We start from the raw sequence: 13,470 nt of genomic DNA on the forward strand, positions 1-13,470 counted from the left end.
CCGGAACAAGGGAAGTAAAATCCGAGTTGTGAGCAAATAGAAGGCATAGGCTTTTCTGAGCTGTCGCATAAGCAGCTTGGGAAAGCCTTGCATTGTGTATAAGAGACCCAAGATGGGAATCAACTATGAACACACGGCTTTCATGCAGAAAGCTGTAAGAGAGGGGCTGTAACGGTGTCAAAGCTGTGGGGTGGACGTTTTACGAAAAAAACCGATCAATTGGTAGAGGAATATACAGCTTCCATTTTGTTCGATAAAGAGCTGGCCGAGGAAGATATACAGGGCAGCTTGGCGCATGTGACTATGCTTGGAACCTGCGGAATTGTTCCTTTGGAGGATGTAGACAAGATCAAAAACGGCTTGCTCAAGGTACAAAGCAAGATCCGTCAAGGGGAAATCGAGTTCACGGTAGGCGACGAGGATATTCATATGAATATCGAGAAAGCGCTGATCGAGGAAGTTGGTCCCGTAGGCGGGAAGCTGCACACCGGACGCAGTCGTAACGATCAGGTCGCAACCGATATGCATTTGTATTTGCGTAAGCGCGTTGTTGAGTTTGTCGGGCTGTTGAACAAATTACAAGAGGCGCTTCTCGGACAAGCCAGTCAAAACCTGGATACGATTGTGCCGGGGTATACACATTTGCAGCGTGCCCAACCGATTCTGTTTGCTCACCATCTGATGGCTTATGTGTCGATGTTCCAACGTGATATTGAGCGCCTGCAGGATAGCTACAAACGGATTAATGTGCTGCCGCTTGGTGCTGGTGCATTGGCGGGAACAACCTTTCCGATCGATCGTCATTTTGTAGCGCAGCAGCTAGGCTTTGACGGTGTGTACGAAAATTCACTGGATGCGGTGAGTGATCGTGATTTTATTATTGAATTTTTGTCGAATGCTTCAATGATCATGATGCATTTGTCACGTTTATCAGAGGAAATGATTCTGTGGTCGTCTACAGAGTTCCGTTTTGTCGAGCTGGACGATGCGTTCTGTACGGGCAGCAGTATCATGCCTCAGAAGAAAAATCCGGATGTTCCCGAGCTGGTTCGCGGCAAAACAGGCCGTGTGTACGGTAATTTGTTTGGTCTGCTTACGGTGCTGAAATCATTGCCGCTGGCTTATAACAAGGATATGCAGGAAGACAAGGAAGGTATGTTCGACACAGTACGGACACTGCAGGGAGCGCTTCAATTGTACGCTCCAATGGTTAGCACAATGAAGGTCAACAAGGATCGGATGCGTCAAGCGGTCAATCAGGACTTCTCAAATGCGACCGATATTGCTGATTATCTTGTGAATAAAGGTCTGCCTTTCCGTCAAGCGCATGAAGTGATTGGCAAAACAGTGCTTTATTGCATCCAGAACGGGAAGTTTTTACTCGACTTGAAGATTGAGGAATACCATCAATTTTCCGAGCTGTTCGAATCCGATATTTATGCAGTACTGCAGCCAGAGCAAGTCGTGAATGCACGTAATGTGTATGGTGGAACGGCAACCGGACAAGTCAGTGCTGCCATTAGCCGCGCTGAGGCTGTGAAGCTGCAGACGGATGAGTGGTTCGAGCAATTTTATAATAAAAGCAAGTAGCTTTTTCAATTCACGAGTAATGGCTATCAAAAGCTTAACATAGCTCCAGTCCGGCAGTGTCTCCATAACTGCCCGGATTGGAGTTTTTTTCTGAGCCATAAAGGCCTAACTTTCTTTTATCTGTACACAGGTCCCTTAATCCCATCCTCGACCAAGGGTGCCTCATAAGGCTTGGCGGGTTGAAGCTTGGGATCAGGCTGACCCGAGGGAGTGGTCGGGTATACCGCGATAATCGTCGGCTGTGCGGCATAAGTATCCAGCGATATACGCTCCTGGGAAATGATCCGGTCTGCTTGTTTCTTATAGCGTATAGTATCCACCACATAACCTGGTTTACCTTCACTAATAAGCTGCTTCTTGCCAGGTGATAAAGTAGGATTAGCCACATAGCGGATTTCGGGCTGAAGCGTGCGAATCGTATGGGATTCGATGGCATATGTCGTATCGATGGGAATTTGACCGAATAATTTAACTGTCATTTGCCAATCATCTACCGCCGTACGGATGAGCAGGTACTTGTCAGTGCTATTGCGAAATTGAAAATTAATGTGCCCAGCTGCAAAGGTCGCATCTTGTCCGAGTGCTACATAGCTGACAGGCAAGGAATGATGGCGTCTTTCGACAATCGTAAGCCCAGCACGAAGCACAGCGTTGTAAAGGGTGGAGGACACCTGGCAGATACCGCCGCCAATACCGGGGACGAGCTTGCCGTTAACGATAACAGGAGCCTCCTGAAAGCCGAATCGAGCCTCGGTCTGTGCTATATAGGTTGCATAATCAAAGGTATCTCCTGGTTTCATCAGCAGGTCATGGATCGTAGATGCCGTCGAGCGAACGTTATGCAGGCGGCCCTCGCTGGTTTGCATAAGTGGTGTTGAGAACTCGCTGATTTTGCGGTCCACCCCTTGAGCCTGGAGAATGGGGAGCGTGAGGTCTGGCTTTTGAGTCACAAAGGGGAGAGCAATATTGACGGATACTACTTGTTCTTCGGAGTGTGGAGATATCTCATTCCTAGTCCCCAGTGGACGAATTTCCTTTTGCAACTGCTGAAGCAATGCTGCCTCGTCTACTCGGTTTACTGGCCTTTCAGGGATATAGCTGATCTCATCAGTAGGTCCCACGATGCGCTGAGCAGGGCTTGGCTGTTGTTCATACAGAGTAGGCAATTGCTGGATAAGAGCTCCATGAAGGACAGCGGGATCAAATTCATAGTGGAGTGACTGATGCCGTTCACGCAGCTGCCAACGGGATACTGCACGAGTCCAGGGTGAGCCCATACGCAGCTGAACCAATGGAGCAAGTGCATCTTCTACGGACACACGAAGGCCCAACTGCTCCATTGTAGCAGTGAAGGCAGGCAGCTTCATATCGGGCAGCTTGTTGACCAAGCTAACAGGCTGCTGCTGCACAAGCTGTGTGTGTGCGGTAAGCTGCTGCTCGAATTCCGTGTACGTAATCCCGCCCACATGCCATTCATCTATTGTATAGCCTGCGGGCATTCGATTCTGCAGTCCATACAGAGCAATTCCCACACAAGCGACAGCAGCTATCATCAACATATAAGCCAACATACGTATATATGGGTACCGGTATTTCACGATAGGATGCACTCCCTTTTTTGAAAGTACCTTGTCCGTTCAAGGGGTTCTGCTCGTACATTTGATGTATATGCGATCCTCTTGGGGAACTTGACTAGTTCTCTATTCCAGCAAGAAAACTGAAAAAATGCTGAAAATCATTTCCATACGAAGGAATTTGGCTGTTAGTGTCGAAACCATATAAGCTAGCGAGGTTAATCGGCGTGATGATTCGAACAGGATGGCTATCGTTTACTCAGGTAGCGGGTGCGTATAAGCAAATGTATACGTTCTTATCTACTTAAACAATCAGGATGTGATACCGTGATAGAAATGCAAGATGTGTGGAAAACGTACGCAGACGGCAGTCAAGCATTGAAAGGGATCACCGTCAAAGTAAATCGCAACGAATTTCTGTATGTCGTTGGACCGTCCGGCGCAGGGAAATCGACATTTATGAAATTGATTTATAGAGAAGAACGGCCAACCAAGGGGAGTATTTTCGTAAACGGTTTTAATCTGGAGAAGCTTAAGCAGCGCAAAATACCCTACGTGAGGCGCAATATCGGCGTGATTTTCCAGGATTACCGACTGCTGCCCAAGCTGACCGCCTATGAGAATATCGCATTTGCGATGGAGGTTATCGAGGCGCCGAAGAAGATCATCAAGAAGCGTGTGCTTGAGGTTCTGGAATTGGTCAAGCTGCGGGATAAGGCGAGCTCACTGCCCACACAGATGTCTGGTGGCGAGCAGCAGCGGATCGCGATTGCCCGGGCTATCGTGAACAACCCGACAGTTATTATTGCGGATGAGCCGACAGGTAACCTGGATCCCGATACGTCGTGGGGCATTATGAAGCTAATGGAAGAAATTAATTTTCGCGGTACGACCATCATTATGGCAACCCATAATAAAGAAATTGTGAATACGATGCGTAAACGTGTGCTTGCGATTGAAGATGGTCAAATTGCCCGCGATCAGGTCAGGGGTGAATACGGCTATGAGGATTAGCACAGGGTTCCGCCATATTCGCGAGGGCGGTAAAAATGTGATCCGCAATGGCTGGATGTCATTTGCCTCGATCAGCTCGATTTCAATTTCATTGTTTATTCTCGGCGTCTTTTTGCTGCTGACCTTGAATGTCAACTATTTGGCAGAGCAGATTGAATCACAGGTTGAAATTCGTGTGTATCTCGATGTGGAAATTCCTAAAGATCAAATACAGCCTCTGCAAAATGAAATCAGTGCGATTCCTCAGGTCGACAAGGTGAAATTTGTGTCTAAAGAAGAAGGCATTGTATATTTACGCGAAAAGCTTGGTGAAAGCGGTAAACAGCTGCTGGAAGGCTTTGAGGGTGAGAACAATCCGCTGAACGACTCGTTTACCGTCGAGGTTCTGGCACCGCGCGAGGTGGCGAATGTAGCCCAAAAGATTACAGAAATCAATAATAAAAAGCCGACTAAACCGATATATCGTGTCAGCTACGGGCAAGGAACGGTAGAAACGATGTTCAAGGTCACGAAAATTGTTCGTTATGTAGGTCTTGCTATGGTTGCGGGACTGGCGCTTACGGCGATGTTCCTGATCGCGAATACAATTAAGCTGACGATTATCGCGCGGCGGCGTGAAATAGCTATTATGAAGCTGGTGGGAGCCACCAACTCCTTTATTCGCTGGCCATTTTTTATAGAGGGTGCACTGCTTGGCGTGGTGGGCTCTGTCATACCGGTTGGTGTCCTGCTGTACGGCTATTGGCAAATGATGGAGTCGACTCAATTGGATTTAAATTTACTGATGATTAAGCTGCTGCCGTTTCAACAGATTTACTTGACGATGTCGTGCTTATTGCTCGGGATCGGAATCTTGATAGGTATTTGGGGAAGTACGCTGTCCGTTCGCAAATTTTTACGGGTCTAAACCGGTTGCTGGTAATTGCTTAATGTCCATACCCGACTAGTCTATTTATGGGGGGAACCGCAGTTTGAAGAAGAATGTGTTAGCTTTCATCATATCAGCAGGATTGATTAGTACAGTAATCGTGCCTCAGTTTGCTGGAGCTGCTAGCTCTGCTACTCAACGAATCGAGCAGGAGCTTAACCAGCTAAGAAAAGGACTTGCTGATAATCAGAAAAAGGCCGCTGAGTCAAAATCCACAATTGATAAACTCGCGCAGGAGAAGCAGGCTGTTACTAAGGATCTGAACACGCTGCTAGCGGAGATTGTGACGGCCAATCTGAAGCTGAATGATCTGAATAATCAAATTAGTGAGGGCAAGGAAAAGCTGGCTATTAACGGCAAAGAGCTGGAAGAGGTTGAGGAACGCATTGATTCTCGGGACAAGCTGTTGAAGTCTCGTCTCCGTTTGATGTATATGAACGGTGTGGTTTCGTATGCAGATGTATTGCTGAGCTCTACGAGCTTCGGTGATTTTCTGGATCGTTTTAATGCTCTAAATGCTATAGTGAATCAAGATAAGCATATATTGGAGGACAATCGCAAGGATAGAACGGAGAAAGAGGGCAAAGAAAAGCAGATTAAGCAGGAGCTGAGTCAGGTTGGGGATTTGTATACCCAGCAGGCTGCTCACAAATCCGATCTGGATAATAAAGAGAAAGAAAAGCAGGTCATGATCGCCAGCCTCTCGCAAAAGGAAAAGGAAGAGAAACATACACTCGAGGATATTAGTGAGGATTCGGAAAAAAAGCTGGTTGAAGAAGCACGCAAGCAGTCGGCGCTGGCTGAAGCCAGACGTAAAGATGCTGAGGCTGCTGCGGCAGCCGCGGCGGCTAAAGCCAAAGCAAAGGCAGGCAATAGCGCCACCCCTGGCAACAGCACAACTCCAGCTCCGGCAGCACCATTCACAGGAGGTAAATTCGCCTATCCATTAGCTAAGGTGGCTCCAATGACCTCCGATTTTGGCTATCGCTCCGATCCCTTTAATGGGAAGAAAACGATGCATAAGGGCATCGACCTCGGAGCCCCCAACGGAACGAGCATTTTGGCTGCTGGCGATGGTGTCGTGATTGTTGCTTCCTGGTGGAGCGGATACGGTAATACAGTTATCATTGATCATGGTAATGGTTATTGGACATTGTATGGACATATCCGTAACGGGGGTACGGTTGTGGAGAAGGGAGATAACGTCAAACGAGGCCAAAAGGTAGCTGAGGTGGGGTCAACCGGGGAATCAACGGGCAATCATCTTCACTTTGAGGTTCGTATTAACGAGGATCCTGTAGACCCTAAGCCATATCTTCGCTAAACCGCTGTTAATAATTTCTAGAGGCTTGTCATACAATACAAAGACGAGTCCAATAAAGGTAGTCATAAAGGCGGTGTATTTATAAGTATGAACTTCAAGGGACGTACGGTTATATTATTTGTTTTGCTGGCCATGTTCGCCAGCAGCATCATGACGCTCATGATCGTGAACCCTTCGACATTGGCGGCAGGTTTGAAGGGTGGGGCCGTAGGCTCCACAGTGGCGTCTGGACTAAGCACGAAAGACATGAATAAGCTGTCGACTACCTACAAGCTGATCGAAGGCAAGTTTTTGTCCCAGGTTGATCATGATAAGGTTATGACAGGTGCGATCAATGGCATGCTTTCCTCGTTAGAGGACCCTTTCACGGTCTATATGGATCAAAAGGAAGCCAAGCAATTCGATGAGAGCATCACTTCGTCCTTTCAGGGGATTGGCGCGGAGGTATCCTCCGAGGAGGGCAAGGTCACGATCGTTTCTCCAATCAAGGGCTCGCCTGCGGAAAAGGCGGGATTGCATGCCAATGATGTCATTTTATCGGTCAATGGAGAGAAGCTGGATGGCTTAACGCTAAATCAGGCGATTATGAAAATCCGCGGACCCAAGGGCACACAAGCCAAGCTGGAAATTGTACGTTCCGGCTCTTCAGACCCGATTCAAATGACGGTTGTGCGGGATGATATCGACGTTGAAACGGTGTATGCGGAGATGCTTCCGAACAATATCGGTAAAATTGAAATTCGTCAGTTTTCCAGCAATACATCCAAAAGGTTCAAGGATGAACTTGCAGGACTTGAAGCCAAAGGGATGAAAGGCTTGGTTATTGATGTACGGAACGACCCGGGTGGTCTGTTATCGGCAGTTGTTGAAATTGTCGAGCCGTTTGTACCGAAGGGGAAACCCATTGTGAAGATTGAGAACCGCAAGGGTGAGCAGGAGGACACCACCTCCCAGGGAGCAGGCAAAAATTATCCCGTGACGGTACTGATCAATAAAGGCAGTGCCAGCGCATCGGAAATATTAGCGGGAGCCCTGCATGATTCCTCCGGCAGCAAGCTGATAGGGGAAACCACATATGGTAAAGGTACCGTGCAGGTTACGTTTGAAAAAGAGATGGGCGATGGCAGCAATATCAAAATGACGGTATATAAATGGCTCACACCAAATGGTACCTGGATTCATAAAAAAGGGATCGCGCCTGATATTGCCATTGATCAGCCTGCTTATTTTAAAGTAGCTCCGTTAACGAAGAAGACAACTCTGGTGCAGGATTCGAGCAGTGAAGATGTTAAAAATCTGCAGACGATGCTAAAGGGACTTGGCTTGAATCCGGAACGTGCGGACGGTTATTTTAGTGAAAAAACAGCGCTGGCGGTCAAAGCCTTCCAGCGGATGCAAAATCTACCGATTACCGGAGAAGTCGATACCGAAACGGCAACACGTCTGGAGAAGATGATTTTGGCAGAAATTAAAGATCCCAAAAATGATCTGCAGCTCAAGGCGGCAACGCAGCATTTGCAGTCCATTATGCCGAAGTAACCGTATAAATGTAACAGCTGCAGAAATCTTGAGTGATTGAGACATAAGGTTTATATAAAGTGGTGGGCAGGAATCGTGCTGCTCAGCGTCGAATCATAGTGAGGAGGGTGGATACGTCCGCCTTCCTATTTTATTGTTGCAGAGGGAGCTTTCCACATGAACGTGTTTATGGAGATCGCACTTAAAGGGCTGCAGGCCCTGCTTCAATTGTTGATGAATCCTTTTTATTATGTAGGTATATGTTTTGTTATTTTACAATATCGCAGACAAATTAGTCTGGAGCGTAAACTGTTTCATACCAAGCTGCATTCAGTACTGTCGCAAACGTGGCAGACGCTGCTGTGGGGCTTAATCGGAGGCATTGCGGCATCTATAGTCATGGCGTTCATTGGTGCAACGATCCAAGTCGAGGCTGTGCTTTTAATATGGGTTATCGCTCTGCTGCTGCTCTTTATTCGGGTGCGATTTTTATGCTGGGCTTACGCGATTGGGATTATCGGCATCCTGCAAACGATATGGATATTAATCCCCGCCCTACATGCTGTAACCGGTCTGTCCTGGTTAACGGAGCCTTTGCTTGCATTGAATATGCCCTCTTTACTGGCATTGATTGCGATCCTGCACGTGGTGGAGGCTGTATTGATTCGCATGAGGGGGGCTCGTACGGGAACCCCCATGTTCTACGAGAGCAAACGCGGAAAAATCGTTGGAGGTTACCAATTACAGGGTTTTTGGCCGGTTGTGTTGTTCCTTGTGGTTCCTTTTCAGGGAGGAGGTACTTTGCTGCCGTGGACACCGTTGCTGGGGGCAGGACTGTGGAGCGGAGGCTGGACCATTATCGGGTTTCCGATGATGATCGGGTTTGCTGATATAACCTTATCCCGGCTGCCGCAAGAGAAAGCGAAGCTCAGCTCAAATCTGTTGTTCATGTATGCAGGTGCGGTGCTGCTGCTGGCGGCTCTCGCTTACTTAGGGCCTGTAGCGACCCTGATTGCATGTCTGGGCTGCATATTGCTTCACGAAGGACTAAAAATGTACAGCCGTTGGGACGAATCGAATCGAAAGCCGTATTTTGTGGAAGATCCGCGCGGATTAAAAATATTGGGAGTCCTGCCTGGCAGTGCAGGGGATGAGATGGGCATACAAGCAGGAGAGATTATCCATAAAGTCAACGGCCTGCCTATTAGGTCCAAACATGAATTGCACCATGCGATGCAATTGAACTCGGCCTTTTGCAAGCTGGAGGTACTGAACCTGGCTGGAGAGAGTAAATTTTTGAAGCGACCTATGTTTTCTGGAGAGCATCATCAGCTGGGCATTCTCCTCGTTCCCGATCAGGATGCACCTTACTACGTAGAAGAGAAACCGGTACATTTTTGGCGGTATTTAAGCAGAAAGCTTCCGGGAGCGATAAGCAAGTGAGATTTGTATGTAGAACATATTAAATAAAAATTGTTCCACAAGGAACAAAAAAGCTGCCGGAAATAAATTCCGATAGCTTTTTTACTATCTATACTGAAGACTTGCTATACAACGTGCAAGCTCTGATTTGGACAGTGACCACGGATGGCTCACAGTTGTGATTAAACCAGTACCATTCACTTATACGTTCCAACTCAAGTGGTGGAGTTAAGGCTTAGTGGGCTCACGCAGCACAATGATTTCAACCCGGCGGTTTTTGGAGCGATTCTCAGGGGAATCATTATTGACAACCGGATGGGTATCGGCAAATGCACTGGACATGAATTTTTTGGAGTCAAGACCCATTGTATCTGTAAAATAGCGAAGTACAGAGAGCGAGCGCTCCGATGAAAGTCTCCAATTATCCTTGAACAAGGACCCGGTAGCTAACGGCAGATCATCCGTATGACCCTCAATACTGATGGTTGAATCCAAGGAAGGGAACAAGCTCGTTAATTGATTCAGAATCGGATAAGCTTCTTTTTTCAAATCAGCTTTACCCAGGTCAAATACAAACAGATCGTTCAAGGTAACGGTAATTCCTCTTGGCGTATTAGCGACAAATACTTGAGATTGCAGGTTTTGCTGTTGTATATATTGCTGGATTTTTTCCATCAGATCCTGAAGCTGTTTTTCACGAAGTTCTTTTTGTTCCTTATCTTCTTTATCCTTCTTATCCTTGTCTGCGTTCTGATTCTTATTGCCTTCATCCGCCTTGGATATATTGACACGACCGAGTACTCCATCGCCGCCAGGCAGCACCGATTCTGCTTTGGTATATTGAAAATTCAGCGATTGGGCAAGCACTGAATACTTATCAGTATCAATTTTACTCATCGCATACATGATCACAAAGAAGATTAATAGCAGTGTAATTAAATCCGCATATGTGATTAACCATCGTTCATGATTTTCATGTTCAGGATGCTTTTTCTTATTCCTCGCCACCTGGATCACCTGCGCCTTCAGCTTTCTTATGGCTCTGATGCTGGAACGATTTTAGCTTTTTCTTGATCAATTGTGGATTTTCGCCGGCTTGCAGAGCCAGTATGCCTTCCAGCATCAATTCCATTTCGGAAATTTGTTCCTTACTGCGAATCTTGATCTTAGTGGCGAGCGGGAGATATATCACATTGGCTGAGGAAACCCCGTACAACGTAGCGGTAAATGCAACTGCGATAGCAGGACCTAATGTACCTGGATCGGATAGGTTGCCCAAGACATGAATCAAACCCATAACGGTTCCGATAATACCCATGGCTGGCGCATAGCCACCCGCAGTTTCAAAGATTTTGGCCCAGCCCTCATGATGATGCTCCAGCGCGTCCATTTCCAGCTCGAGGATCTGCCTGGTTAATTCAGGATCGGTACCATCGACAACCATCATCAGGCCATCACGCAAAAAATCGTTCGGGTTTTCCTGTGCGCGCTGCTCCAGTGCGAGAACACCTTCCCGCCTTGCGACAGTAGCCATATCCACAAGCTCTTCAATAATCAGGTTCGGATCCCGTTTCTTTTCCTTGAAAGCCATACCGAGCGCCTTTGGAATTTCTTTTAAGCGCGACATCGGAAAGCTGATAGCAACAGCACCCGCCGTACCTCCAAAAATGATGAGCATGGCGCTGGGGACGATAAGCGCATCAAGATGACCGCCATCCCACATATATCCCCCTATTAAAGCACCCAGACCGATAACAAGACCTAAAATCGTTGTTAAATCCACTTTTCCTACCACCCTTACAATGAGTAAAATGCTGGCCTTCTATGGATCAATTATGTCTTGCTTCCAGGGTCAACTTGTTAAAGTTGGAAGCATTCTCAGTTTGCAACAAAAGATGAAAAAAGGTATAATACATGGGAACAGGTATTCCTATGCAGCTCAATGTCGATGATTGTAAGACTTCGTCGAGAGTTGCATATTATTTATCGGAAGCAAGCGGTCAAAAGTTTAGAAAAATTGATCATTCGATGGACGGTGATGGAATGAACGAAGTGACGATGAGCAATAAACCCTTTGAATTGATTTCGGATTATACGCCTCAAGGCGATCAGCCGCGAGCTATAGAACAGCTGCTGCAAAGCATCCAATCCGGACAAAAGCATCAAACGCTGCTTGGTGCGACAGGTACAGGTAAAACGTTCACGGCAGCTCAGGTCATTGCCAAGCTCAATCGGCCAACGCTGTTGATTGCTCATAATAAAACGCTCGCCGCTCAGCTATGCAGTGAGCTGAAAGAGTTTTTCCCTAACAATGCGGTTTCCTACTTTGTCAGCTACTATGACTACTACCAACCAGAGGCTTATATTGCTTCTTCAGATACTTTCATTGAGAAAGACTCCAGTATTAACGAAGAAATCGACAAGCTGCGGCACTCCGCTACCAGCTCCTTATTTGAACGGCGTGATGTGATAATCGTTGCCAGCGTATCGTGTATTTACGGTTTGGGTTCACCGGTAGAATACCGTAATCTGGTCCTTTCGCTGCGGGTTGGCATGGAACGCTCACGCAATGAGCTGCTGCATCGCTTAATCGACATTCAGTACCAACGAAATGATTTGAATTTTGTACGCGGCACGTTTCGTGTTCGCGGTGATGTGGTGGAAATTTTCCCGGCCTCCCATAGTGAGCAAGCGGTTCGAGTGGAGCTGTTCGGGGATGAGATTGAACGTATTACAGAGATTGATGTATTAACGGGAGAAATATTGGGCGAGAGGGACCATATCGCGATTTTTCCGGCCTCTCACTTCGTAACCCATGAGGATACGATGAAACGGGCACTTGTCAATATTGAACGGGAGCTAGAGGAACGTCTGGCGGAGCTTAATGCCAAGGGCAAGCTGCTTGAAGCCCAGCGTCTGGAGCAGCGGACCCGCTACGATATCGAGATGATGCAGGAAATGGGTTTTTGCTCAGGGATCGAGAACTACTCGGGACCGTTAACCTTCCGTGAGTCGGGTGCGACGCCTTATACGCTGTTTGACTACTTTCCGGATGATATGCTGATCATGGTCGATGAATCTCATGTGACGCTGCCGCAAATTCGCGGGATGTACAACGGCGACCGTGCACGGAAGGAAGTACTTGTGGAGCATGGCTTCCGGTTGCCTTCAGCGATGGATAACCGGCCGCTGCGATTTGAGGAATTTGAGGATAAGGTCACCCAGGCTGTGTTTATATCGGCGACTCCGGGACCATATGAATTGGAGCATTGTCCAGTCATGGTCGAGCAGATTATTAGACCTACCGGTTTGATTGATCCGATTATCGAAGTACGGAAGACCAAGGGTCAGATTGATGACCTGCTGGGAGAAATCAATGAGCGCATCCGTAAGGATGAGCGTGTGCTCGTTACCACGCTAACGAAGAAAATGTCGGAGGACTTGACGGATTATTTCAAGGAAATCGGCATTAAAGTGCGTTATCTGCATTCCGATATCAAGACATTGGAGCGGATGCAAATTTTACGTGATCTGAGGCTCGGCGTGTTTCATGTACTCGTCGGCATTAACCTGCTGCGGGAAGGTCTTGATTTGCCGGAAGTATCGCTCGTTGCCATTCTGGATGCCGATAAGGAAGGGTTCCTGCGCTCTGAGCGTTCGCTGATTCAAACGATTGGCCGGGCGGCCCGGAACTCCAACGGACGTGTCATTATGTATGGAGATAAAATTACGGATTCGATGGCTAAAGCTATGGGAGAAACGAGTCGCCGTCGTGAAATTCAGCTTGCCTATAACGAGCAGCACGGTATAACACCACAAACGATTCAGAAAAAAGTCCGTGATGTGATCGAGGCGGTCAAGGTAGCCGAGCAGAAGGCTGACTATTTGACCGATATTAAGGGCGCCAAAATGTCCAAAAAAGATAAAATTTCCTTGATCGAACGGTTGGAAAAGGAAATGAAGGATGCCGCCAAAAACCTGCAATTTGAACGAGCGGCTGAGCTTCGTGATGCCGTCATGGAATTAAAAGCCGATTTGTAGTGGATAGGAGTAATCGGCTGAATCGTTTATAATGGATAAGATGGCAGACGCTTGACAAT

10 protein-coding genes are annotated in these 13,470 nt (G+C 47.3%); 7 read left to right on the forward strand and 3 right to left on the reverse strand.

Going from position 1 to position 13,470, the window contains the following annotated elements:
• Positions 1–174 precede the first annotated feature (174 nt).
• Entirely contained in the window at positions 175–1,590 is a 1,416-nt protein-coding gene (gene argH / locus LRL21_RS32220; RefSeq protein WP_240419875.1) for an argininosuccinate lyase, read from the forward strand.
• 116 nt (positions 1,591–1,706) lie between these two features.
• Here argH and LRL21_RS32225 read toward each other — a convergent pair whose 3' ends face one another.
• Positions 1,707–3,188 (reverse strand): VanW family protein, encoded by a 1,482-nt coding sequence (locus tag LRL21_RS32225; protein ID WP_240419876.1) that lies wholly within the window; start codon positions 3,186–3,188, stop codon positions 1,707–1,709.
• Positions 3,189–3,491: 303 nt separating this feature from the next.
• Here LRL21_RS32225 and ftsE point away from each other — a divergent pair, with 303 nt between their 5' ends.
• The 5 genes from ftsE (at position 3,492) to LRL21_RS32250 (ending at position 9,391) form a co-directional block, all read left to right on the forward strand.
• A complete protein-coding gene (ftsE, locus tag LRL21_RS32230; RefSeq protein ID WP_240419877.1) occupies positions 3,492–4,178 on the forward strand; it encodes a cell division ATP-binding protein FtsE in 687 nt (228 codons plus the stop codon).
• Complete coding sequence (ftsX, locus tag LRL21_RS32235; protein ID WP_240419879.1) at positions 4,168–5,085, forward strand: permease-like cell division protein FtsX; 918 nt, start codon at positions 4,168–4,170, stop codon at positions 5,083–5,085. Before ftsE ends, ftsX begins: the two co-directional genes overlap by 11 nt.
• A gap of 64 nt (positions 5,086–5,149) precedes the next feature.
• Entirely contained in the window at positions 5,150–6,430 is a 1,281-nt protein-coding gene (locus LRL21_RS32240) for a murein hydrolase activator EnvC family protein (RefSeq protein ID WP_240419880.1), read from the forward strand.
• 87 nt (positions 6,431–6,517) lie between these two features.
• Positions 6,518–7,969 carry a S41 family peptidase gene (locus LRL21_RS32245; protein ID WP_240419881.1) on the forward strand — a complete coding sequence of 484 codons (1,452 nt, stop codon included), beginning with the start codon at positions 6,518–6,520 and terminating at the stop codon, positions 7,967–7,969.
• A 156-nt stretch (positions 7,970–8,125) separates the two neighbouring features.
• Entirely contained in the window at positions 8,126–9,391 is a 1,266-nt protein-coding gene (locus tag LRL21_RS32250; protein WP_240419882.1) for a PDZ domain-containing protein, read from the forward strand.
• 207 nt (positions 9,392–9,598) lie between these two features.
• Here LRL21_RS32250 and LRL21_RS32255 read toward each other — a convergent pair whose 3' ends face one another.
• Together LRL21_RS32255 and LRL21_RS32260 are read right to left on the reverse strand one after the other, a co-directional pair.
• A complete protein-coding gene (locus LRL21_RS32255) occupies positions 9,599–10,378 on the reverse strand; it encodes a flagellar motor protein MotB (RefSeq protein ID WP_240419883.1) in 780 nt (259 codons plus the stop codon).
• The gene (locus LRL21_RS32260) at positions 10,365–11,153 is read right to left on the reverse strand and encodes a flagellar motor protein (RefSeq protein WP_240419884.1); all 789 of its coding nucleotides are present in this window, start codon (positions 11,151–11,153) and stop codon (positions 10,365–10,367) included. Before LRL21_RS32260 ends, LRL21_RS32255 begins: the two co-directional genes overlap by 14 nt.
• A gap of 260 nt (positions 11,154–11,413) precedes the next feature.
• On the opposite strand from LRL21_RS32260, the gene uvrB reads away from it, so the two are divergent.
• Positions 11,414–13,411 (forward strand): excinuclease ABC subunit UvrB, encoded by a 1,998-nt coding sequence (gene uvrB, locus LRL21_RS32265; RefSeq protein WP_240419927.1) that lies wholly within the window; start codon positions 11,414–11,416, stop codon positions 13,409–13,411.
• The last annotated feature ends 59 nt before the right edge of the window (positions 13,412–13,470 follow it).

Origin of the sequence: Paenibacillus periandrae (assembly GCF_022458865.1) — a bacterium.
Taxonomy (GTDB): Bacteria; Bacillota; Bacilli; order Paenibacillales; family NBRC-103111; genus Paenibacillus_S; species Paenibacillus_S periandrae.